We start from the raw sequence: 22,062 nt of genomic DNA on the forward strand, positions 1-22,062 counted from the left end.
ACTTATCCGCCTTAATTCGGACTACAATCAGTCTTGTCGGCGCTCGACCCGCCAGGAGCCAAACCATGAAATTTTCAACTCAAGTCAAGCCAATCAGTTATCTCAAGAGCCACGCGGCTGAAATCATCAGGGATATCTCCGCGAGCCGGGAACCCATGCTGATTACCCAGAACGGAGAAGCCAAACTTGTGGTGATGGATGTCCGCTCATATGAGGAGCAGGAGGAGACCCTGGCGCTGCTCAAGCTGTTGGCTTTGGGCAACCGCGAGATTGAACAGGGACAGTTCCGCACCGCCGATGCGGTGTTCGCCGATATCGACAATGAGGAAGCCGCTCAATGAACGTTCAGGTCGTGCTCCTGAAGTCGGCGGAGCATGACCTGAAGGAATTGAGAGGCTACTTGGTCAAGAACTTCGGCGAGGACGCCTGGCAAGCCAGTTACGCGAAAATTAAAGACGCCGTGAACACCATCGGAACATTTCCGCTTGGCGGCGATGTTCCCGAAGAACTCGAACGCCTCAACCTCACGCAATACCGTCAGCTTGTCTCGGGCATGAACCGAATAATCTATGAAGTCCGACAGGAAATCTGCTACATCCACATCGTCTGTGACACGCGCAAAGACATGAAGTCGCTGCTCACCAGACGGCTTCTACGCATCGTCAGCACCTGATCTCCTCGATCGTCAGGCAATTTCGACCCGGCAGGAGAAAAGCAAAAAGCCACGGTTCCCCGTGGCTTTTTGCTTGATTCTGGTGGGCCGGCCGAGATTCGAACTCGGGACCAATGGATTAAAAGTCCACTGCTCTACCAGCTGAGCTACCGGCCCGTGGACGGGGCTGAAACCCTGTCCGCGAAAGCGCGAAATTATAGCCGATGCGGCGTGCCGCGGTAAAGTGCCATGACGCTTTTTTGAAGCGCCATACTTATCCTAGCCGCGCATCATCATGAAATACTGCACTTTCATGGTGGCCGCGCTGCCGATCACGATGGCGATGAAGGTGAGGATGGAGCCCAGTGCCAGGGTGGAGAAGCCGGTGATGCCCTGGCCGATGGTGCAGCCCATCGCCAGCACGCCGCCAAAGCCCATGAGGATCGCGCCGGCCAGGTGATTGACGAAGTCGCCGGCGGAAACGAACCACTCGATGCGGAAGCTGCGCGAAATCAGCGACCACAGCAGGGAACCGGCGATGACGCCCGCCAGCGCCATGATGCCGAAGGTAAGCAGGGTGCGATCGAAGCCGCTCGCCGCATAGCCGAGGGTTTGCCCCATCGGGTTGATGAAGGTGAAGGATTGCGAGGCCAGCGGGCCAGCGGCGGCGGGTTTGACTGCATCGGCCGGCGCGTACATATCCCATTCCTGAACGTAGGTCTGCAGCGACATCATTTCGCCGTCGGCGTTCACTGCGATGTTGCTGGTGACATACCAGGCCGCGAGCACGGCAAGGCCGACCACGAGGCCGCCGAGGATATTGTCGAAGTTGCTGCGAAAATCGGCCGACTTGAAGGCCCATGCCAGCAAAAGAACGCCGACGATGCCCCCCATCGCCATCCGGCCAGTGGCGACGTTGTCGCTGAAGAGCATCGCGCCGAGGTCCTGGTGGGTGCTCAACGCAATCGCGGTCGGGTTTGTCCATGAATAAAACAGGACGGAATACAGGGTCTGGTCGCTGCCCGGGAAGGGGTTGATCATGAAGTAAGCGATGAGGGCGATGACCCCCAGCACCATGACCGATTTAAGGTTGCCGCCGCCGATGCGGATCAGCGTCTTGTTGCCGCAACCGGAGGCGAGCGTCATGCCGATGCCGAACAGCGCGCCGCCGAGCACGTTTTCGAGCCAGACCAGGTTGGTCTGGCGGTAGGGTGGGAAGGTGCTGGTGACGTTCACCAGACCGGCGGCCTCCAGTCCCATCACACCCAGCACGCCGACCGCGATGGCCAGCACCCAGGCGCGCAGGCGGCCGGTGTCGCCCATGTTGACCCAGTCGGAGACCGCGCCCATGGTGCAGAAATTGGTCTTGTTGACCACGGCGCCCATGACCAGCGCGACGACGAAGGTCGACCACAGGAAAAGCGATTGAGCGCTTGCGAAATTTTCGTGGATCATGGGTCTATCTCTCGTTTGGAAGGAGGGACGGCATGCACCGCGCGTACCCGGATGGCAGGCGGAATTTTAATGGTTCCGCCGCGAATGCAAACTGGATATTAAATACCATTACATCCGTGCCCCCGGACCCGTTTCAGGCCGCCTTGCTTTCAAATTCCAGCTGGCCGCAGGTCGGCAATACCTTGCCGACAATTACGCTTGGCCATGACGACGGGAAGATGTCCCGCCCTTGTATTGTGAAATAGTTGTTGTAGTACTCGGGTTTACCCGAGCGGGAAGACTGGATTGCCGCGCCGCGCGCGCAATGACCCGATCGAATTAACCCGCGTTCCTCAACCATACCGCGTCGGATCGGCAACGCCGGCCGCGCGAAACCCCTCGCGTCGCAGGCGACAGGCATCGCAGCGCCCGCAGGCCAAGCCTTCGGCATCGGCCTGGTAGCAGCTTACGGTTTGCGCGTAATCGACGCCGAGTTCGATGCCGCGCTGGATGATTTGCGCCTTGGACAGATGCTGCAGCGGCGCGTGGACGCGCAGCCGGGCGCCTTCGACGCCGGCGCGGGTGGCGAGGTTGGCCATCTGCTCGAACGCCGCGATGAATTCGGGCCGGCAGTCGGGGTAGCCGGAATAGTCGACGGCATTGACGCCGATGAAGAGGTCGCGTGAACCCAGCACTTCGGCCCAGGCGAGCGCCAGCGCCAGCATGACGGTGTTGCGCGCGGGCACGTAGGTGACCGGGATGCCCGCGGAGGGGCTTTCGGGTACGGCGATGGAGGCATCGGTGAGCGCCGAGCCGCCGATGTCGCCCAGTCCAATCCGGATCACCCGGCGCTCGACGGCGCCGAGACTTTTTGCCACGCGCGCGGCGGCGGCCAGCTCGGCCGTGTGGCGCTGACCGTAATCGAGGCTCAGCGCGTGGCAGGCGTACCCCGCCTCGCGCGCGATGGCGAGTACGGTGGCGGAGTCGAGGCCGCCGGAGAGCAGGACGACCGCTGGCTTCACTTGCCGGGGATGCTGCCCCACAGGAGCTTGTGCAGCTGTACCTGCAGGCGCACCGGCAGCCGGTCTTCGATGATCCACTCCGCCAGCTGCGCCGGCGGCAGTTCGTCCTGCACCGGCGAAAACAGGATCGGGCAGATTTTTGCGAGATTTTGCGCCCGCAGGACTTCGCGCGCCCACTCGTAGTCGGCGCGGTTGGCCAGCACGAACTTGATCTCGTCGTGCGGGGTGAGATGGGCGAGGTTCTGCCAACGGTTGCGCGCGGCCTCGCCGGACGCCGGCGGCTTGATGTCGACGATGCGCGACACTCGCGCATCGACCTTGCCGATGTCGAGCGCACCGCTGGTTTCCAGCGACACCGAATAGCCGGCGTCGCACAGCGCGGCCAGCAGCGGCAGGCAGCTCTTCTGCGCCAGCGGCTCGCCGCCGGTGACGCACACCGTCGGCACGCCATACGCCGCCACCCGCGCCAGCAGCGAACCCAGGGTGACGGTTTCGCCGCCCTGAAAACTGTAGGGCGTATCGCACCAGCGGCAACGCAGCGGACAGCCGGCCAGGCGGACGAACACCGTCGGCAAGCCGGCGCGGCTGGTTTCGCCCTGCAGGGAGTGGAAGACCTCGGTGATGCGGAGTGTTGCGGTTGACGCATACGACTCCATCCCGCGTTGCGGGACTTCAGCACATAGTGGATCGGAGTCCTTTAGGGCTTCAGCGCCTGACGGATCGGAATGCGTTCGTGGCGAGGACGCCGCGCCTGCAGAACCGGCCCCGATGGAGGGGCGCGTAATGGACGCTGACATGCTGCTTACTTGAGTGTGGCCAGCCGGCGCGCGGCAAGCGTGGCGGCGGGGGTGCCGGGGTATTGGGCCACCAGGCCTTCGAGCGTCTTGCGGGCGCCGTCGGGATTGTCCAGCGCAAGCTGGTTGGTGGCGATGTTGAGCAGCGCGTCGGGCACCTTGGCGCTGGCCGGATAGGCGGCCAACAGCTTCTGCTGATGCGCCAGCGCGGTTTTGTAGTCCTTCAGGGCGTAATACGAATAGCCGATCCAGTATTGCGCATTGGAGGCCAGCGTGCTGGCGGGGTAGGCCTTGAGAAAGCCGTTGAAGTCGGCAATGGCGCCCGCGTAATTGGCTTCGCGAAACTGCTTGAGCGCGGCTTCGTAGCTGCTCGATTCCGCCTGCGGGTCGGCTTGCGGCGGATCGCCCGCCGCCGCAGCCGGCGGGGTTGCGGGTTGCGCGGGCGCTGCCTGCGCAGCGGGTTGCGTCGCACCGACATCCGGCGCGGGCGGGACCGCCTTGGCGATATCTGCGATGCGCTGATCGAGGTCGGCATACAGGTCGTTCTGCCGCTTGCCCAGGGTGTCCATCTGATGGTTCTGGACGTCGGCCAGCCCGCGCAGTTTGGCGATTTCGGCCTTGAGCATTTCGATTTCGTTCAACAAGCCAAGCAGCTGCGGGCTTTGCTGAGTTGCGGCTTCCAGCCTGCCGAGGCGGCCGTCGAGTTCGCCCGTCAGCTGCTGCAAGGCCTGCACCTGGCGGGCGAGCTCGTCATTCGAAACTGCCCACGCCGACGGGGCCAGCGCAAACGTGCCAACCAGTATCAAGGCATAGCGTCGCATCAGGCTTTACTCGTCGCCATACACCACATCGGTGCGGCGGTTTTCAACGTATGCCGCTTCGGTGCTGGCCTCGTTGCGCGGCTTTTCCTCGCCGAAGCTGATCGCTTCCATTTGCGAATCGCTCACGCCCAGCACGGCCAGCGCACGGCGCACCGCTTCGGCGCGCTTCTGCCCCAGCGCCAGGTTGTATTCACGACTGCCGCGCTCGTCGGCGTTGCCCTGCAGGATCACGCGCGCATCGCGTTTCGACTGCAGGTAACCGGCATGCGCTTCGAGCATGGGACGGTATTCGGGTTTCACCACGTAGCTGTCGAAATCGAAAAAGACGCTGCGCCTGGACAAGGGGCTGGCCGGATCCTTGCGCGGATCGCCGGCATAGGGTTCGCCGGGCAGCGCGCTGCCCGCCACGCCGGCGCCGTCGAGGCCCGTGCTTTCCACGCCGCCCGCCGTGCCGGCAGTGGTCGCGGTCGCGCCGGTGCGGTCTTCAACCGTCGCTTGGGTATCGGGGGTGGTGCTGCATGCGGACAGGGTCAATGCAAGCAAAACTGGTAAAAAGATCTTGTTCATCTGTTTCTCCTTTGGTGATGATGAATAACAACGAATAAAGCACGTGCAACATGAACGGTTCAGCTTATGTAAATCTAACCGCCCCTTTCCATATTTTTATATGCCTCTGAACCATACGCAGGTGAGCATTACATTGCTTCACTTCCCCATTTTTCAAAGGGGGGGTAATCCACGCCCTGAGTAATGATGCGGTGGCACTTATTTTTATGGACCCCAAGCCGGCTCGCGGGCGTCCACACCCGGTTCCGACAGGCGGGTACGGGTTCTGCCGTCCAGGCTCACTGTGCCGAGAATACCGCGCCCGCCCTGCACGGTGGCATACAGCACGCCCTGGCCGTTCGGCGCGAAGCTGGGCGATTCGTCGCGCGCGGTATCGGTCAGTACGCTGGTCTGGCCCGAGGCCAGCTCGTGCAGCACCACGCTGAAACGGCCGTCTTCACGACTGATATAGGCCAGATTCCGGCCATCCGGGCTGATCGCGGGTGAAACATTGTAACTGCCGCTGAAGGTCACCCGCTGGGGCGCGCCGCCGCTGGCTGCCACGCGGTAAATCTGCGCGCTGCCGCCGCGGTCCGAGGTGAAAAAGAGGGTTTTGCCATCGGGCGAGAATACCGGCTCGGTGTCGAGATTGCCACCCCGCGTCAGCCGGGTGAGCCCGCTGCCATCGGCGTCGATCAGATAAATCTGCGAGGCCTGGTCACGCGTCAGCACCACCGCCAGACGCCGGCCGTCGGGCGCCCAGGCCGGCGCCGAGTTGGAGCCCTTGAATGCCGCGACCTTGCTGCGGCGGCCATCGCGCAGGGACTGCACATACACCACCGGTTTTCTGTCCTCGAACGACACATACGCCAGGCGCGCGCCGTCGGGCGAGAAGCGCGGCGAAATCACCGGCTCGTCGGAACGCACGACGGTGCGCGGGTTTTGCCCATCGGCATCGGCCACCCGCAGCTCGAAACGCTTGCCCTGTTTCTGCACATAGGCAATGCGGCTGCTGAACGCACCCGGAATGCCGATCAGCTTTTCGTACACGATGTCGGCAATCAGGTGGGCGGTGGCGCGCCATTGCGCCGCGGAAATGGTGTAGCTGAGGGCGGCAAGCTGGGTCTGCTTGATTACATCCAGCAAGTAGAAGCGGACTTCGAAACGGCCGCCGGGCAGTGTGGCCACCTGGCCGATCACCACGGCGTCCGCACCCTTGCCGCGCCAGACGCGGTAGTCGACCTGTGCCGGCGCGACAGGCTGCTGCATGCCGCTGGTGTCCACCCGCCTGAACTGGCCGCTGCGCTCGAGGTCGTCTCCCGCGATCGCGGTCAGTGCCGGCTCCGGCTGCCCCGGCATCGCCTGAAACGGTACCCATGCCACCGCAATCTTGCTGGCGGCCCCGCCGACCACCTGGATTTCCATCGCGGCGCGCGCGGAAAACGACGCGCTCAGCAAGGCCAGGCAAAGCAGGGGGAACAGCAGGACAGCGCGTAGCATGGAGTTGGGGGTCTCGATCAGAAGTGCTTGATTGGTGAGTGAGTTTAGCATGGTCGGCATGGTCGGTCGGCCGCCAGGGCCTCCCGCACACGCCCTCACTTTTTTTCATGGCGAGAAGTCCGCTTGCCGCGAATTGCCGTAGGTCGGAATACTTTGCCGACCATTGCCCGCCGGCCGCTACGCTCGATCCGGCCTCCCGACGGCTTGCCGCAACGTCTTTATTGATTCGGCCAGATGAAGTTTGAAGTGGCGTTAAGGAACCGCTGATTAATTTGTTCATTGCGAGGAGCGCCGCGACGTGGCATACGATTCCACATGGGCTTCAGCCCATAGTGGATCGGAGTCCTTTAGGGCAATCCAGAAATGCCCGCTTGATCGATACGCTGGATTGCTTCGCTGCGCTCGCAATGACGGCCATATCGAATTAATCAGTGCTTCCTTAAGGTTCAGCTTGCTCGGGTTGTGTGCGATAGCGAGGACGGCCGAATCAATAACCATCAAGGACAGCACTCTATTGAGACGGCCCTGCGAACCAATCAAAGCAAAATGCCGTGAAAATACTTTGTGACCTCAAACATCATCAGGCCGTCTCAATAGCTCACTCTTTGGGGCGATGAACGAAGGAAAGTTCCGGGACAAATGCGGCGCGCGCGTCGCGCTCGCCCGGCAAGGGTAGCGGCGAGGATTTCCAGATGCCGCGCACCACCGCCTCGTCGTACCCCGCGTTGCCGCTCGATTGCGTCACCCGCACGCTCTGGACTTCGCCGGTGGGGAGCAGCTTCACCAGGCAGCGCACCTGGGGGTTGCCGGCCAGGTTGTCGGGCAGGCGGGTGTTGCCGCGCACCTTGGCGCTGATAAGGTCGCGGTACTGCCCGACGATACTCGCCACCCCGGCCTGGCGCTTGCTGGCCGCCGCGGCCTCGGCCTGTTTGGCCTGCGCTTCGGCCTGTTTGGCCTGCATTTCAGCCAATTTGGCTTGGCGCATTTCGCTTGCCGCGACCTCGTCCGCCATCCGCCGCGTCAGGTCTTCTTCTTCCATCTGGCGCAGCAGTTCGCGTTTTTTCTGTTCGGCCAGCTGCTTTTCCTGCGCTTTCCTGGCGGCGTCGGCGCGGGCCTTTTCTTCGCTTAGTTGCATGGCTTGCAGTTTTTGCCGGCGTTCGGCCTCGACCTTCTTTTTTTCCAGCGCAATGTCGGGCGTCTTGGGCGGCGGCGGCTCGTCCACCACTGGCCGGGGGGCTGGCTTGGCTTTGACCGGCTTGGGCGTTTTCAGCGGTGCCCGCGTGGGTGGCCTGGCTGGCTTGGCCACGGAGGGGAGCGGCGGCAGCGCTTCCCACAAGTCGACCATCACCGGCGCAGGATGCTGGGTCTGCCACGACACACCGAACACCAGCAACAGCACGAAGACGACATGCACCCCCAGCGCCAGCGCGCCGGCGATAAGGTTGGAGCCGGGACGGGAGACGAAGGGTGCGTCTGCCGAAATGTTCATCCGAGGATCAAGGCGCCGGGCGCGCGAGCAGGCCGATACGGGTGATCTGCGCGTTCTGCAGCACGGTCATGGTGTTCATTACTTCTTCGTAGCGCACATTTTTGTCTGCTGCGATGACCACCGGCTGATCCGGCAAGGCGCGCTGCAGCGCAACAATTTCGGCCGCCAGCGCCGACTTTTCCACTACCCGTTCGGCGTCGCCGGCCGCACGGTTCTTCAGCAGGTATTCGCCCGATTCCTTGATGACGATTTCGAGCGGCTGCGCCGGCGTCTGCGAAGTCTTGCCGACGCTGGGCAGTTCGACCTGGGCGGGATTGATGAAGGGTGCGGTCACCATGAAGATGACGAGCAGCACCAGCATCACGTCGATCATCGGCACGACGTTGATCTGGGCGATCTGTTTACGGGTCCGTGCCACAGGCTTATTCCGACTTGGCCGTCACCTGCCGCTGCAGGATATTGGAAAACTCTTCCATGAAGCTTTCCATGCGGTTGGCCAGGCGGTCGATGTCATGGGTGTAGCGGTTGTAGCCGACCACGGCGGGGATGGCGGCGAACAGGCCCATGGCGGTGGCGATCAGCGCTTCGGCGATGCCGGGCGCGACCTGTGCCAGCGTGGCCTGGGCGACGCTCGACAGCCCCATGAAGGCGATCATGATGCCCCACACGGTGCCGAACAGGCCGACATAGGGCGACACCGACCCGACAGTAGCGAGAAACGACAGGTGCGATTCGAGGCTGTCGAGTTCGCGCTGGTAGGTGGCGCGCATGGCGCGGCGAGTGCCGTCGACGATGACATTGAGCGAAAGCCTCGTCTGTTGCCGCAGCTTCATGAATTCGCGGAACCCCGCCTCGAAGATGCGCGCCATTTCCCCCGCCTCGCTGCGCCCGGCGGCCACCTCCTTGTACATGGCGTTGATGTCACCGCCGCCCCAGAATTCGCGCTCGAAACGGTCGGCTTCGTGCAAGGCGCGCTTGAGGGAAAACAACTTGATGAAGATGAACCACCACGACATCAAGGACGCGCCCAGCAACAGCAGCATGACGAGCTGCACCGGCAATGAGGCATTAAGGACGAGGTGGAGGAGGGAGAGATCCTGGCTGAGTTCGGGGTTCACGTCGTGGGGCTCAGTGTATGAAGAATCGTTGCGGGCATTTTAACGGGTTTGAAATGGACCGCGTCAACGCAGGCCAGCTTGACTTCGGCTCTTGCCAGACAATCGGAACCCCGCATGAGTTTCTGCCGCACACTGAGACTGGCCCGCCCCATTTCATGCAGGCCGACCGATACGTCGAGCCGATCGTTGAAGCGCGCCGGCGACAGGTAGTCGATTGCCACCCGCCGCACCACGAACACCACCCCCGCCTCGTCGCGCAGCACGTCCTGCTCGAAACCGAATGCACGCAGCCATTCCGAACGCGCGCGCTCCATGAACTTGAGGTAGTTGGCGTAATACACCACGCCCCCGGCATCGGTGTCTTCCCAGTAGACGCGGACCGGCCAGTGAAACACCCTGCTCAAAACAGATCCGCGTTGGGTTCGGCGGGGGCGGCGAGGCCGAGGTGGCGATACGCCAGCGGCGTGGCGATACGGCCGCGCGGGGTGCGCTGCAGGTAGCCCTGCTGGATGAGATAGGGTTCGAGCACGTCCTCGATGGTATCGCGCTCCTCGCCGATGGCGGCGGCAAGGTTGTCCAGGCCGACCGGACCGCCCATGAATTTCTCGACCACCGCCGACAAGAGTTTGCGGTCCATCACGTCGAGCCCGGCACGGTCGACGTCGAGCATCACCAGCGCCGCATCCGCCACCGCGCAGGTAGCCTGCCCGCCCGCCTTGACTTCGGCGTAATCGCGCACCCGGCGCAGCAGGCGGTTGGCAATGCGCGGGGTGCCGCGCGAACGGCGGGCGATTTCCAGCGCGCCGGCTTCCTCCAGATTCATCTGCAGCAGGCCCGCCGAGCGATGGACGATGAAGCCCAGCTCTTCTGCCGAATAAAACTCCAGGCGCGCGACGATGCCGAAACGGTCGCGCAGCGGATTGGTGAGCATGCCGGCGCGCGTGGTCGCGCCAACCAGGGTGAACGGCGGCAGGTCGAGCTTGACCGAGCGCGCCGAGGGGCCTTCGCCGATCATGATGTCGATCTGGAAATCTTCCAGCGCGGGATACAGCACCTCCTCGACCACCGGACTCAGACGATGAATTTCGTCGATGAACAGCACGTCGTTCGGTTCCAGATTGGTGAGCAGCGCGGCCAGGTCGCCCGCCCGTTCGAGCACCGGGCCGGAAGTCTGGCGCAGGTTGACGCCCATCTCGCGCGCGATGATGTGCGCCAGCGTGGTCTTACCCAGCCCCGGCGGGCCGAACAGCAGCACATGATCGAGCGCCTCGCTGCGGTTCCTGGCAGCGTGAATGAAGATTTCGAGCTGCTCGCACGTCTTCGCCTGGCCGACGTATTCGGCCAGCGTGCGCGGCCGCAGCGCGCGCTCGACCTGCTCTTCCTGCGGACTGACGACAGCGGGGGCGATGAGGCGGTCGGTTTCGATCATGCCTGCATCTTACCCCTTGGACAGCAGCTTCAAGGCCTGCCGGATGGCATCGGACACCGGCAGATCGGCCGCCAGTTTCTGCATGACAGCGGTGGCCTCCTTGTCGTTATAGCCCAAGGCCAACAAAGCCTGGCGCACATCGTCGGACACGCTTATCTCGCCCGCCACCGCGGAAATCGCTCCGGCGAACACCGGCCGGCCCCTGAGTTCGAGCAGCAGGCGCTCGGCGGTCTTCTTGCCGATGCCGGGCACCTTGACGATGCGGCCGATTTCCTGCGCGGCAATCGCCGCCGACAGGTCGTTGACCGAGAGGCCGGACAGCACCGACAGGGCGGTCTTAGCACCGATTCCGGAGACTTTCAGCAGTTCGCGAAACGCCATGCGCTCGATTTCGCTGCCGAAGCCGTACAGCAGATGCGCGTCCTCGCGAATCGCCAGATGGGTGAGCAGACTGATTTTTTCGCCCAGCGCCGGCAGGTTATAGAAGGTGCTCATCGGCACGTCGATTTCGTAGCCGATGCCGTTGCAATCCACCAGCACCTGGGGCGGCTGCTTGGCGGCAAGCACGCCGGTAATTCTGCCTATCATCTGGAATCCCTGTTCATACGAGGCGCCCGCCCTTGACGCGATAGCCCGCGGTGGAGTGCGCGCCGAGGTGGCTACCGTGCGCGTGGGCGATGGCGCAGGCGAGCGCGTCTGCGGCGTCGGCTGTCGGCGCAACAGGCAGGCTCAGCAGGCGTTTCACCATTTCCTGCACCTGCTCCTTGGCCGCCTTGCCGTGGCCGACCACCGCCTGCTTGATCTGTAATGCGGTGTATTCCGCGACCAGCAGCTCCTGCGATACGGCGGCGCAGATCGCCGCGCCACGCGCCTGCCCGAGCAGCAGCGTGGATTGCGGATTGACGTTGACGAAGACGATTTCCACCGCGCAGGTATCGGGCTGCCAGGTAGCGATCACCTCGTTCAAGCCGGCGAACAGCACGCCCAGCCGCTGTGGCAGACTGCCCTCGCCGCTCCTGACGACGCCGCTGGCGACATAGGCCAGCTTCTGGCCGGTCTGCTCGATCACGCCGAAGCCGGTCAGCCGCAGGCCGGGGTCGATCCCAAGGATGCGGCTCAAGGCCACAACTCGACACACGTCGCGCCTGCTGCAAACGCTTCGTGAATAGTGTCCAGACGGTCAATCAATAAGCGCAGCACTTCTGACTTGTCGGGGTTATTGATGCGCAGCCACAGCACGACGGGCGGTGCGCCTCGGGTAAGGCTCAAATCATAAAAATCCGCATCGCGGGTAACCAGCACATAACCATGCTGGCCGGCGTGCTGCCACAATGCGAGATCGCTGGCCTGTTCCAGGCCCAGAAAAACAACCTGGCTCGACCCGGGATAGGCTTCCTGCAAAAAAGGCACAAGGCGTCTGGACAGGTTTTCGTCAAGCAGCAGCTTCATCCGTGCACCGATGCAAGCTGACGCTCCCGGTCTGCCGCAAAGGCGAGACAAGCCAAAATATCGTCGGCATCGAGTTCAGGAAAGTCGGCAAGAATCGCTTCGTGGGTCTGCCCTGCCGCCAGCATTTCCAGCACATCGTAGACTGTGATTCTGAGCCCGCGAATACAAGGTTTGCCGCCGCGTTTGCCTGGCTCGGAAGTGATACGGCTGTGGTAATCCATGCGCGACCCCTTCTCTGGATTTGGCTTGCGATTTTACTCCGGCAGCACCGCGTTGGTGTAGACCTCCTGCACGTCATCGAGCGCATCCAGCACGTCGAGGATCTTTTGCATCTTCAGCGCGTCGTCTCCGGTGAGTTCCGTTTCCGTCTCGGGGCGCATAATGATCCCGGCCACCGCTGGATTGAACCCGGCCTTTTCCAGCGCCTCCTTCACCGCTTCGAACGCCTTGGGATCGGGCGAGGTCAGCACCTCGATCGAGCCGTCCTCACTGGGGATGACATCCTCGGCGCCGGCGTCGAGCGCAGCTTCCATCACCGCTTCTTCGCTCGCGCCCGGCTCCAGGATGATCTGGCCGCAGTGCTGGAACTGGAACGCGACGCAGCCGTCGGTGCCCATGTTGCCGCCGTGTTTGTTGAAGGCATGGCGCACGTCGGCGACGGTGCGCGTCTTGTTATCGGTGAGACAGTCGACCATCACCGCGACGCCGCCGATGCCATAACCCTCGTAGCGCACTTCCTCGTAGTTGACGCCTTCGAGCTGGCCGGTGCCGCGCTTGACTGCGTTCTCGATGTTGTCCTTCGGCATCGACTCGGCCTTGGCCTTGTCGATCGCCAGCCGCAGGCGCGGGTTCATGCCCGTGTCGCCGCCGCCCATTTTGGCCGCCACGGTGATTTCCTTGATAAGCTTGGTGAAGATCTTGCCGCGCTTGGCATCCTGGCGCCCCTTGCGGTGCTGGATGTTGGCCCACTTCGAGTGTCCTGCCATATCGATTCCAACGCAAAATTAATGCATGATTCTAGCATTTTGGCCGCTTCCCTCCGCCTCGGCATCGACCTTGGCGGCACCAAGATCGAGCTGATTGCACTCGACCCCGGCGGCCGGGAAATCCTGCGCCGCCGCATGCCGACCCCGCAGAACGATCATCTCGCCACGATCGCTGCGGTCACGGCGCTGGTCCACGCGGCCGAAAGTGAACTGGGCCGATACGGCAGCATCGGCATCGGCACCCCCGGTGCGCGCTCGCCCGCCAGCGGGCTGATGAAGAACTGCAACTCGACCTGCCTCAACGGCAAGCCCTTGCAGCAGGACCTCGAACGTGCCCTGAACCGCGAAGTGCGGCTCGCCAACGACGCCAATTGCTTCGCGCTGTCGGAGGCGACCGACGGCGCGGCGGCCGGGGCGGAAACCGTGTTCGGCGTGATCCTCGGCACCGGCGTGGGCGGCGGCGTGGTGGTGCGCGGCCAGGTACTCAACGGCGCCAATGCGATTGCGGGTGAATGGGGACACAGTCCGCTGCCCTGCTTCCAGTTCGCCCACACCCAGGCCGACCGCCACAGCACCGGCGAGCATCCGGCCACCGGCGAAGCCATTTTGCATCCGTGGCCGAGCCCGCGTGAACTCGAGGCCGCACCGGCCTGCTACTGTGGCAAGAAAGGCTGCGTCGAAACCTGGCTCTCGGGTCCCGCACTCGCCGCCGATCATGTGCGCTATGGCGGCGAAGAATTGCCCGCACACGAGATCGTGCAACTGGCCAACGCAGGCTACGGCCCCTGCAGCGCCACACTGGCACGCTACGAGGAACGGCTGGCGCGCGCGCTGGCCGGGGTCATCAACCTCATCGACCCCGATGTGATCGTATTGGGCGGCGGACTCTCCAACATCGCCCGCCTGTACGACACGGTGCCACGCTTATGGCCGCGCTATGTGTTTTCCGACCGCATTGACACCCGGCTGGTACCGCCGAAGTACGGCGACTCCAGCGGGGTACGCGGGGCGGCGTGGCTGTGGGGCAAGGCCGCCGTCAAGGCAGCTTGATCGTCTCGGGAACCGGCAGGCCAGGAAGCGCAGAAGAAATCAGAAGACTATGTCACTGTTGGTTGTTGAAGTCATGTCTTGCCCCCTCTGATGAAGCCTCCACCCTCCGGCAGGCCGCTCCTACGGCGCTGGCCAATACCAATAAACCCGGATTGTTCATTAGAGCGAGAGGCTTTGAGTAGAGTGCACTCTGTGCACCGATTGACGCACCGAAGGTGCACGGAGTGCACCCTACGACGCTGACCAACACCAATCAATAACGATGACAGAGCCAATCAGAAAGCCCGGATGATCTGACTCATCCCGACCAGAACCAGCAGCCCGGCGCTGAGCGCCTCGATGCGCGGACGCCAGGGGCCCAACTGCTCGCGAAGGCGAGCGCCGAAATAGGCGACTCCGAGGCCGTATACCAGCGAAGGCACGACGATGGCGCCGAGGCCGAAGCCGAGGCCGAGCAGAAGTCCGCTGGCGGCATGGCCGGAGGCGGCAGCCGAAAAAAGTACCACGCCCAGCGGCCCGCAGGGCGTCAGTGCCATGCCAGCGCCCATCAGGAACAAGCCGCCCGGCAACAGGGGCCGTGGTTCGGCACCGAAGTCGAAGCGGCGCAGGGGCTGAACGCCGGCAGCGGGCACTGCCGCAACGGCACATGCTGGCCGTCGCTGCCAGAAGAGCGCGAGGCCGACCATCAGGGCGGCGGCGCCGACGAGCAGGTGCAGCAGCGGCGAAGCCACGGTGCTGTCCTTGACATAATGGCCGGCCCAGCCGGCCAGCGCGCCGAACAGCGAATAACCCGCAAGGCGTCCGAGAGACAGGGGCAGCACAACGCGCCAGGAGCGGCGCCAACTGAAATCGCGGGCGAGAAACACCGGCCCCAGGTAAGGCAGGCAGCTGACGAGGCACGGGCCGAGGCCATAGACCAGCCCCAAGGTCAGGGCCATGGGCAGGCCGACGATGGTTTCGACGGGCATCAGGAGAGGGGCGGAATCAGGCATGATCGCGTCAAGCATGGCCGGGTTTCTCCTGTCTTGCTGGTTCAGGAAGCATCGGCGAGAAACTCGTTGCGCGCCAGGATGGCCGCGCCGAAGGCGGTGGTGGTCTGGGGATATTCCGGCACCACCAGTTCGCGCCCCAGTTCGTCCTGGATGGCGGCAACCAGCCCCTTGTTCAGGGCTGGGCCGCCGTCGAAATAGACCCGATCCTCGATGCCGACGCGCTTTGCCAGCCTGACCGTGCGTTTGGCGATGGAGTAGTGGATGCCGGCAATAATTTCTTCCTTGCCGTGGCCGTTCGCCAGCAGGCCGATGATCTCGGACTCGGCGAACACGGTGCAAGTGCTGTTGATGGTCAGCGGCGCCCCCTTGCCGTTGAAGTGGTATTCGCCAAGCTCCTCCAGATCGATGTCGAGATTGCGCGCAGCCACGTCGAGAAAGCGCCCGGTGCCGGCGGCGCATTTGTCGTTCATGGCGAAGTTGGACACGTTGCCGGTGTCGTCGATCTGGATCGCCTTGGAATCCTGGCCGCCGATGTTGATGATGGTGCGCACGCCGCCGAATGCCTTGCCCGTTTCGTGGGCGCCGATGGCGTTGGCGGTGATCTCGCTGATGGAATCGTCGGCCTCCTTGAACAGCTTGCGGCCGTAGCCGGTGGCGATCAGGTAGCGCACGTCGTCCTTGGCCACACCCTGCTGGGCCAGCAGGTTATGCAGCGCCTCCTTGGCATTCTTGTGGAAGAGGCTGCCGGAAGAAGAAACGTGGACGCCGACAATCTTGCCGCCCTCATCCACCAGGGCCACCTTGATGGCGGTAGAGCCGATATCCAGGCCTGCGAAATAATTCATTTGCGGTTTCTCTTTCGGGTTTTCAGGGATTCCAGGAACGCCTCGATCCGGGTCGTGAGCTGGCCCATGTCGTCCGGGCTGTAGTCGGTTTCGATGTAGAGCATGGCGATGCCCTCCTTGTTGAGGGCATCGGCCACGCTTTTCTGCTCCATCTCGTACACCTGGCAACCGGAGAAAGCCTGGTACACCACGCCATCCACGGCGAAGCTTTTGGCCAGTTCCACCAGTCGGCGGAGACGGTCATCGTTGTTGGTGAAGATGGGGCAGGTGCAGGGCTTGAGGTACTTGTCCGCCAGGCTGTCGACCATGTCGTTGACCAGCCACTCGTCCACGGCGGTCATGTCGTACAGCATCCGGTTGGCCGAGCAGGTCTCGTCCGCCACCACCACGCCGCCGGATTCCTCGATCAGCAGCGGCAGCTTCAGGTTGGGGAAGATCGGCGGCGAACCGGTGAAAAGGATGCGCGGCGCCTTCTTCTGGGCGGCGCAAAAACCGTCCTGGTCGCGCCGGGCCAATTCGGCGTTGAGCTTTTCCACCGCCTCGGTCCAGCGCTCGATGTCGTCGAAGAAATAGGCGTTGGTGACCAGGAATACGTCCTTGCCCAAGACCAGCGAGGGCGACTTGCGGCGGAAATTGTGCAGGGTGCGGAAGGCGGCCTGGGCGCGGCTGGTCCTGGCCATGGCCGCCGTCAGGTTCTTGCGGGTGAGTTTCTTGCCGGTGAGCTGGCGCAATTGCTGAACGAACTCGCGCACCGACCGCTGCCAGTAAAGCCTGGCCTGCTCGCTTTCCTTGGCCGGGGGCAATTCCAGGTTGTACACCTTGTGCCCCATGCCCACCATCATGGCGCTGGCCTTTTTCTTCTGGTCGCAGGTGGTGGGGTTGACGATCAAATCCAGCTTGCCCACCTTGGGAATCACGTTCTCGGAACTCAACATGCCCAGGGTGGCCTTGACCAGCGAACAGGACTTGGCGGGCATGAAATCGGCGCCGACCTGGTCGTAGTGGTAGGAGCCGTTGCACAGGCGCACCGGCGTCGCCCCCATCGCGTAGATCAATTCCTCCGGAGCATGGATGCAGGTGGTACCCACCCGCACGCCCTCCCGCTCCAGGGATTCGCCCTGGCAATAGGCGCGCCGGAACAGATCGTAGAAATAATCCATTGCCGCCGGGTTGTCGTCGAAATCGTCGGTGAGGTGGTCGAGCATGGTCTCCGCTTCCCGCGCCTGGCGGCTGCGGTTGTAGGGAAGGGGTATCTTAGTGTTTGGGCTGTTCAAGGCCGACTCCCTTCTGGCTGCGTTTGATGAAACCGGCTTCGGTGGATTCGAAAAAGGTGATGCCAGCATAATTGGCCTTCAAGGCTCCAGGCTCCGGGCAGGCGGCGACGCACTTCAGGCACAGGGTGCAGTCGTCCATCATGATGCGCGGGTTGGTCACATCGTCGGCAATCTCGCGGATGTCCATGTCGCAGACGTTGTAGCAATCGCCGCAGCGGGTGCATTTGTCGCCGTCTTTCTTCAAGGTCAGCAACGCCGGCTTCGAGATCAGATACATGAAGGCGCCCATCGGGCAGAAAAAGCAGAAAAAGCGCTTCTTGATGAAGCCACCGACGAAAAACAGGGCAACAACGACCATGCCCAGCGAGGTCAGCACCATCTTGGACGTGGAGGAAAAATCGATCGTCCAATGGGTGAAGTTGAGGTCGAACATCGGGATGATCATGCGGGCGGGGCAGATCATGCAGAAAGGCAGGCCCATGTCCTTGGAGAACCAGCCGGCGCCGATGCCCAGCGGGATCAGGAACATCAGGGCCAGCAGCACGTATTTGATCTGGCCGAGGACGCGAAACTGGCCGATGGTGTAGCGCCCATAGCGCACCCCAAGCCGGCGGCGCAAGGCGGTCATCCAGTCCTGAATGGTGCCGAGCGGGCAAATGAGCCCGCACCAAAGCTTGTTGATAGCGATGAACCACGCCACAAAAGTGAGAAACCCGGTCAGGATCACCAGCGCCGCTGCGGAAAACAGCTTCTCCCAAGGCCACGCCATCTGGTGTTGCAGGATGCTGAGGTAGCACGCGCCGCCCCTCGCCCCCGTGTTATAGATGCAGGAGAAGGTCGGCAGGTGCTTGCCCAGTTCGAGCCCCCAATAGCCGCCGTAGACCAGCAGCAGAAAACAGGACATCTGAAACCAGAAGCGAAAACGGTTCCAGTCGATGAGGTCGAAGCGTCCCTTAAGGCTTCTCATCGAAGCGCACCTCCTGGAAGGGCTTCACCCGGCGACGGCGATAGAGATAGACCCCCAGGCCGCCGAAAGCGAGAACGAAGACGGCGATGCCCAGACCCCAGGCGTAGGACTTGTAGTCATGAGGCGTGGGGGCATACTTGCCGGAAAGCGTCGCCTGGTAAGCCACCTTGGCATAGGGCTGGCCCTGATGCGTGCCCGATTCGGCTTTCTCAGTCTCGGCCACGACCACGAAGCTTTCCTTGGTACGCCGCTTGAAGTCGTCCCAGGCCGGGAAATAGTCGCGGATCATGGTGAACTCGACGCGTCCGTTTCCGTCACTGACCGCCTTCCTCTGCCAGCCCTGCTGGGTCAGCATGGTGACCTGGGCGCCCGGCAACGGTTTTCCCAGGCTAATGACAGTGAAATTAATCTTGTCGCCGGACACGATGCGAGTGAAGAGCTTCTCGTCGGGCTTGTGTTCCCTGACGATTTCCAGGGGTAGCGTCGGGTCGCTGATGGCTCTTGTCTGGGCCGGATCGACGTCCCTCGCCTTCATGCAGCAACTGCCCTTGAGCAGTTCGGCCTTGGCCAGTTGCATCCGCAGCACGCCGTCCTGCACCGATTCGCGCGCCACATGGGCGTTGTAAAAGCCCATTTCCTCGAACTCGAAGTTGGCGTGGGCCAGGCCGCCCATCGGCGTCTGGGCAACCTGGGAGCGGTTGCCTTTGGCATCGATTAGGTTGAACTCCGAGGACAGGGTGGCAGCATTGACATAACCCGCGCTGGCGGGATCGTCCCCCTGCCGCAGCCAGAGGCGCTTGTCGCCGCTATGCAGGCTGCCGCCCTCCTCGCCGCCGATGACCGCATCCAGGTTGTCCTTTTGCTTACCGGTCTTGTCGTGGTTGGCGTGGCCCGTTTCAGCCGCTTTCTTGACGCGCTTGGGTGCCACGTCGGAGAGCCAGAGGATATCCGATGGGTTCGCGGCTCCGGCGGCGGGTGCCAGGCACAACAGTGCCAGGAGAAGATATATTGATCGCTTATTCATGAATTGCCTCCGGTAACTTGCGTCGGCCGCTCAATGTTTGAAGCCGATGCCAAGATAAACGCTACGGCCATCCGCCTTGGAACTGCCCATGAAGTACTCGCGGTCGAACAGGTTCTTGACCGAAAGAGAAGCCGTGAGCGCCTTGTTGACTTTGTAGGCGATTTTGGCGTTGGCCACGAAGTACGGATCGTAGGAGCCGGGCACGTCGTTAAAAGTGTCCGAATTGTCATCGTTGCCATACATCTTGCCAACGTAGGAGCCAATGACGGAGCCTGACCACGGACCGCAGCTGCCTTCCAGACCGATATTGGCCATCTTCTCCGCCTGCAACGGGACCTGTTTCCCGACGGAAGTCGGTCTGACGGAGTTTTCCGTGATCGTCGTACTGACAAAAGTCGCATTGATGAATGCGGTTAGTCCGCCCAGAAGCTTTTGCCGAGCTTCCAGGTCGATCCCCTCTGTTTCAGCCGTGCCGGCGTTGAATTTGTACCTGTCGGCACCGGATGTAGTCGAATAGATGAGATCGGTAATGTCGCTCCGGTAATAGGTGGCGCGCAGCAGTGTGCCTATCTTGAATTCGTGTTCCGCACCGATTTCCGCCGTAGTGACTTTCTCCGGCTTCAGGTCCGGGTTGGACCAGTAGATCGTGGTTGTTCCCCAAGTGGAATACATGTCCGAAAGGTTGGGCGCGCGGAACGCCTTGCCGATCGCCCCCTTGATCACCGTACCCTGGTCGAGCCTATATACCGCGGATACTTTCGGACTAACTGCGGAACTGGTGCGGGTGTCGTATTTATTGAGTGTACTGTTGATGTTGATAGTGCCATCGGTCGACCAGCGGTCATACCGCGCTCCACCATAGACCGTCAGCTTGTCCGAGATCGCAATTTCATCCTGGGCATAGACCGCCATGGACTGGGAGTTGCCGTCGGCCCAGTCGCCAACCGCGCCCTTGTTGTCCTCCTCGCGCCAGTTAGCCAGGCTATAGACCTTTTTGTTCAGGGTTGAATCATTGGCCGACACGCCAACGACCAGGTATTGGTTACTCGCAACCGGAAAACTGACTTGCAACTCTCCGTCGATCTTTTTGGCAGGTATGTCACTTAATTTTCCAGTTCCACTGGTGTTGGTCGCATGGGAATCAATCGAGGTGTACCAGTACTGGTTGTCCTGGGAGCTCAGATTGGCCTTGAGCTTGACGTCGTTGGCAAGCCGGGTTTCGTAAGTGGCAGCATAGCGGGTCAGATCTTCGCCGTTCGTGGCCTTCAGGAAGTCGGTGGCTTTAATGACGGATTTCTTGCCATCGATCAAGGCATCTCCGCTTGTAAAAGGGATGCCGCCGGCGGTCAAATAGGTGTTGCCCTGACCATCCTCGGTCCGGTGAGTGAGGTAGGAGGTATCCAGGATGAGCTTGGATACGGGGGACAGTTTCAGGAAAAACTTCGCCCCGTAATTATCCTGTTCCCATGCCTCCTCCCCCTTATCTCCGATGATGTAAGTCGTGGTGCCGGTGCTGGTGGTGGTTTTTTGCCATCCAGTTACGACGGTTCCACCGCTACCGCTCGGCATCTTGGTCGCATATTCTTTCACATAGCCGTCGCTCTCCTTGTGGCCGTAGGACAGGCTGATGCCGAGGGAATCCGAAAGCTTGTCGCGAAAGCCGAGATCGAGGCTCTTGAAATTGTGGCTTCCACCTTCCCCCTTGATTGAGATTTCTCTTTTTTCAGGAACCTTGGTAATGATGTTGACCACCCCTGCCATGCCGGCGCCGCCGTAAAGCGAGGAGAACGGGCCGGGCACGACTTCGATCTGCTGGATGTCGTCGATCGGCACCACAGACATGTTGACGCCGCCACTGAAAGCATTGTTGATGGAGACCCCGTCGACCAGGATGCCCGTCCGGTAATAGCCGGGAATGCCACGCAGGGTGATCTGATTCTGCCAATTGCTGGGCTGTTCGCCGCCCAGGCTTCGGATAGATACACCGGGTACGCCAGCCAACGCTTCGTCAACCCGGTGTACATTCTTGTTCTCAATTTCCTTGGCCGTCACCACGGTGACGGTCGCAGGCGCCTCGGAAACAACCTTGGCCGTCTTCGTCGCCGTCACCACCATTTCGGGCAGAGTCGCATCGGCCTCATCGGCTTGAGCGCTCTGTTGGCATGGGAATACCGCAGCCAGGGCGAGGGCAAGAACATTTTTTCTGTATTTCATGAAAGTCTCCGGGTTTATTGAAATGGTGCTTGCAGGTTGATTACTTCCCAGCCGCCTCGGTAACGAAGGCGATCTTCATCACCCCGGCGCGCTGCGCCACGGCCAGGATGTCGGCCACCTTTTCATAGGGCGTGACCCGGTCGGCGCGCAGGTGAAGTTCTGGCTGCGACGGGGCCAGTTCGGCGAGGTGGGCCTGGACGCCCTCGCGGCTCGTCGGAACGCCGTCGAGAAACAGGCCGCCCTGGCCGTCCAGCGCCAGGTTGACGACAATGGGCTTGTCGTCGAGGGGGGTCGAGTCCACCTGGGGCAGGTCGATGGGCACCGCCTGATGGAACAGCGGCGCGGTGATGATGAAAATGACCAGCAGCACCAGCATCACGTCCACCAGGGGCGTGGTGTTGATTTCAGCCATGGGCTGGGTGGTGCCGCCGCTGTCAAAGGAACCGAAGGCCATGT

Annotated in this window: 26 protein-coding genes and 1 tRNA gene; 3 read left to right on the forward strand and 24 right to left on the reverse strand. The window is 62.2% G+C overall.

Going from position 1 to position 22,062, the window contains the following annotated elements; translation table 11 throughout:
* Positions 1-65 precede the first annotated feature (65 nt).
* Together ACZ41T_RS06260 and ACZ41T_RS06265 are read left to right on the forward strand one after the other, a co-directional pair.
* Positions 66-341 carry a type II toxin-antitoxin system Phd/YefM family antitoxin gene (locus ACZ41T_RS06260; protein WP_464923618.1) on the forward strand — a complete coding sequence of 92 codons (276 nt, stop codon included), beginning with the start codon at positions 66-68 and terminating at the stop codon, positions 339-341.
* Positions 338-673, forward strand: a complete 336-nt coding sequence (locus ACZ41T_RS06265; protein ID WP_464923619.1) for a type II toxin-antitoxin system RelE/ParE family toxin — start codon at positions 338-340, stop codon at positions 671-673. The genes ACZ41T_RS06260 and ACZ41T_RS06265 overlap by 4 nt, the downstream gene beginning before the upstream one ends.
* 80 nt (positions 674-753) lie before the next feature.
* On the opposite strand, the gene ACZ41T_RS06270 is transcribed toward ACZ41T_RS06265, so the two are convergent.
* The 17 genes from ACZ41T_RS06270 to ACZ41T_RS06350 all read right to left on the reverse strand — a co-directional run bounded on the left by ACZ41T_RS06270 (position 754) and on the right by ACZ41T_RS06350 (position 13,240).
* Positions 754-829, reverse strand: a tRNA-Lys gene (locus ACZ41T_RS06270).
* 102 nt (positions 830-931) lie between these two features.
* Positions 932-2,107, reverse strand: a complete 1,176-nt coding sequence (locus ACZ41T_RS06275) for a YeeE/YedE family protein (protein ID WP_464923620.1) — start codon at positions 2,105-2,107, stop codon at positions 932-934.
* 332 nt (positions 2,108-2,439) lie between these two features.
* Positions 2,440-3,108, reverse strand: coding sequence for a 7-cyano-7-deazaguanine synthase QueC (queC, locus tag ACZ41T_RS06280; protein ID WP_464923621.1), 669 nt, complete (start codon positions 3,106-3,108; stop codon positions 2,440-2,442).
* On the reverse strand, positions 3,105-3,764 hold the full coding sequence (gene queE, locus ACZ41T_RS06285; protein ID WP_464923622.1) for a 7-carboxy-7-deazaguanine synthase QueE: 660 nt from the start codon (positions 3,762-3,764) through the stop codon (positions 3,105-3,107). The genes queC and queE overlap by 4 nt, the downstream gene beginning before the upstream one ends.
* A gap of 146 nt (positions 3,765-3,910) precedes the next feature.
* The gene (gene ybgF, locus ACZ41T_RS06290; protein ID WP_464923623.1) at positions 3,911-4,723 is read right to left on the reverse strand and encodes a tol-pal system protein YbgF; all 813 of its coding nucleotides are present in this window, start codon (positions 4,721-4,723) and stop codon (positions 3,911-3,913) included.
* Between the two features lie 6 nt (positions 4,724-4,729).
* On the reverse strand, positions 4,730-5,290 hold the full coding sequence (gene pal, locus ACZ41T_RS06295; RefSeq protein ID WP_464923624.1) for a peptidoglycan-associated lipoprotein Pal: 561 nt from the start codon (positions 5,288-5,290) through the stop codon (positions 4,730-4,732).
* Positions 5,291-5,494: 204 nt separating this feature from the next.
* Positions 5,495-6,769: a Tol-Pal system beta propeller repeat protein TolB gene (tolB, locus tag ACZ41T_RS06300; protein WP_464923930.1), complete on the reverse strand. Its 1,275-nt coding sequence runs from the start codon at positions 6,767-6,769 to the stop codon at positions 5,495-5,497.
* 598 nt (positions 6,770-7,367) lie between these two features.
* Positions 7,368-8,258, reverse strand: a complete 891-nt coding sequence (gene tolA, locus ACZ41T_RS06305) for a cell envelope integrity protein TolA (protein WP_464923625.1) — start codon at positions 8,256-8,258, stop codon at positions 7,368-7,370.
* Positions 8,259-8,265: 7 nt separating this feature from the next.
* Positions 8,266-8,676: a protein TolR gene (gene tolR, locus ACZ41T_RS06310; protein ID WP_464923626.1), complete on the reverse strand. Its 411-nt coding sequence runs from the start codon at positions 8,674-8,676 to the stop codon at positions 8,266-8,268.
* Between the two features lie 4 nt (positions 8,677-8,680).
* Positions 8,681-9,376, reverse strand: coding sequence for a protein TolQ (gene tolQ / locus ACZ41T_RS06315; RefSeq protein ID WP_464923627.1), 696 nt, complete (start codon positions 9,374-9,376; stop codon positions 8,681-8,683).
* Positions 9,373-9,780, reverse strand: a complete 408-nt coding sequence (gene ybgC, locus ACZ41T_RS06320; protein WP_464923628.1) for a tol-pal system-associated acyl-CoA thioesterase — start codon at positions 9,778-9,780, stop codon at positions 9,373-9,375. The genes tolQ and ybgC overlap by 4 nt, the downstream gene beginning before the upstream one ends.
* The gene (gene ruvB, locus ACZ41T_RS06325) at positions 9,777-10,805 is read right to left on the reverse strand and encodes a Holliday junction branch migration DNA helicase RuvB (protein WP_464923629.1); all 1,029 of its coding nucleotides are present in this window, start codon (positions 10,803-10,805) and stop codon (positions 9,777-9,779) included. The genes ybgC and ruvB overlap by 4 nt, the downstream gene beginning before the upstream one ends.
* A gap of 9 nt (positions 10,806-10,814) precedes the next feature.
* Positions 10,815-11,393: a Holliday junction branch migration protein RuvA gene (gene ruvA / locus ACZ41T_RS06330; RefSeq protein WP_464923630.1), complete on the reverse strand. Its 579-nt coding sequence runs from the start codon at positions 11,391-11,393 to the stop codon at positions 10,815-10,817.
* A gap of 13 nt (positions 11,394-11,406) precedes the next feature.
* Entirely contained in the window at positions 11,407-11,931 is a 525-nt protein-coding gene (ruvC, locus tag ACZ41T_RS06335; protein ID WP_464923931.1) for a crossover junction endodeoxyribonuclease RuvC, read from the reverse strand.
* Complete coding sequence (locus ACZ41T_RS06340; protein ID WP_464923631.1) at positions 11,922-12,254, reverse strand: DUF5615 family PIN-like protein; 333 nt, start codon at positions 12,252-12,254, stop codon at positions 11,922-11,924. Before ACZ41T_RS06340 ends, ruvC begins: the two co-directional genes overlap by 10 nt.
* Positions 12,251-12,475, reverse strand: a complete 225-nt coding sequence (locus ACZ41T_RS06345) for a DUF433 domain-containing protein (protein ID WP_464923632.1) — start codon at positions 12,473-12,475, stop codon at positions 12,251-12,253. Before ACZ41T_RS06345 ends, ACZ41T_RS06340 begins: the two co-directional genes overlap by 4 nt.
* Positions 12,476-12,508: 33 nt before the next feature.
* Positions 12,509-13,240, reverse strand: coding sequence for a YebC/PmpR family DNA-binding transcriptional regulator (locus ACZ41T_RS06350; protein ID WP_464923633.1), 732 nt, complete (start codon positions 13,238-13,240; stop codon positions 12,509-12,511).
* 39 nt (positions 13,241-13,279) lie between these two features.
* Between ACZ41T_RS06350 and ACZ41T_RS06355 the strand changes: the two genes are divergently transcribed.
* Positions 13,280-14,290, forward strand: a complete 1,011-nt coding sequence (locus ACZ41T_RS06355) for an ROK family protein (protein WP_464923634.1) — start codon at positions 13,280-13,282, stop codon at positions 14,288-14,290.
* Between the two features lie 275 nt (positions 14,291-14,565).
* Here the strand turns inward: ACZ41T_RS06355 and ACZ41T_RS06360 are convergent, their stop codons facing one another.
* Genes ACZ41T_RS06360 through ACZ41T_RS06390 form a run of 7 tightly spaced genes read right to left on the reverse strand, consistent with a single transcriptional unit; the run spans position 14,566 to position 22,060 of the window.
* Entirely contained in the window at positions 14,566-15,282 is a 717-nt protein-coding gene (locus ACZ41T_RS06360) for an urease accessory protein UreH domain-containing protein (RefSeq protein WP_464923635.1), read from the reverse strand.
* Positions 15,283-15,323: 41 nt separating this feature from the next.
* On the reverse strand, positions 15,324-16,127 hold the full coding sequence (locus ACZ41T_RS06365) for an acyl-CoA dehydratase activase (protein WP_464923636.1): 804 nt from the start codon (positions 16,125-16,127) through the stop codon (positions 15,324-15,326).
* The gene (locus ACZ41T_RS06370) at positions 16,124-17,401 is read right to left on the reverse strand and encodes a double-cubane-cluster-containing anaerobic reductase (protein WP_464923637.1); all 1,278 of its coding nucleotides are present in this window, start codon (positions 17,399-17,401) and stop codon (positions 16,124-16,126) included. Before ACZ41T_RS06370 ends, ACZ41T_RS06365 begins: the two co-directional genes overlap by 4 nt.
* Complete coding sequence (locus tag ACZ41T_RS06375; protein ID WP_464923638.1) at positions 17,382-18,368, reverse strand: 4Fe-4S binding protein; 987 nt, start codon at positions 18,366-18,368, stop codon at positions 17,382-17,384. Before ACZ41T_RS06375 ends, ACZ41T_RS06370 begins: the two co-directional genes overlap by 20 nt.
* Entirely contained in the window at positions 18,355-19,392 is a 1,038-nt protein-coding gene (locus ACZ41T_RS06380) for a hypothetical protein (RefSeq protein ID WP_464923639.1), read from the reverse strand. Before ACZ41T_RS06380 ends, ACZ41T_RS06375 begins: the two co-directional genes overlap by 14 nt.
* Before the next feature lie 30 nt (positions 19,393-19,422).
* Positions 19,423-21,606 carry a TonB-dependent receptor gene (locus tag ACZ41T_RS06385; protein WP_464923640.1) on the reverse strand — a complete coding sequence of 728 codons (2,184 nt, stop codon included), beginning with the start codon at positions 21,604-21,606 and terminating at the stop codon, positions 19,423-19,425.
* A 40-nt stretch (positions 21,607-21,646) separates the two neighbouring features.
* Positions 21,647-22,060 carry an ExbD/TolR family protein gene (locus ACZ41T_RS06390; RefSeq protein ID WP_464923641.1) on the reverse strand — a complete coding sequence of 138 codons (414 nt, stop codon included), beginning with the start codon at positions 22,058-22,060 and terminating at the stop codon, positions 21,647-21,649.
* Positions 22,061-22,062: the final 2 nt, after the last annotated feature.

It is taken from the genome of Thiobacillus thiophilus (genome assembly GCF_055378705.1).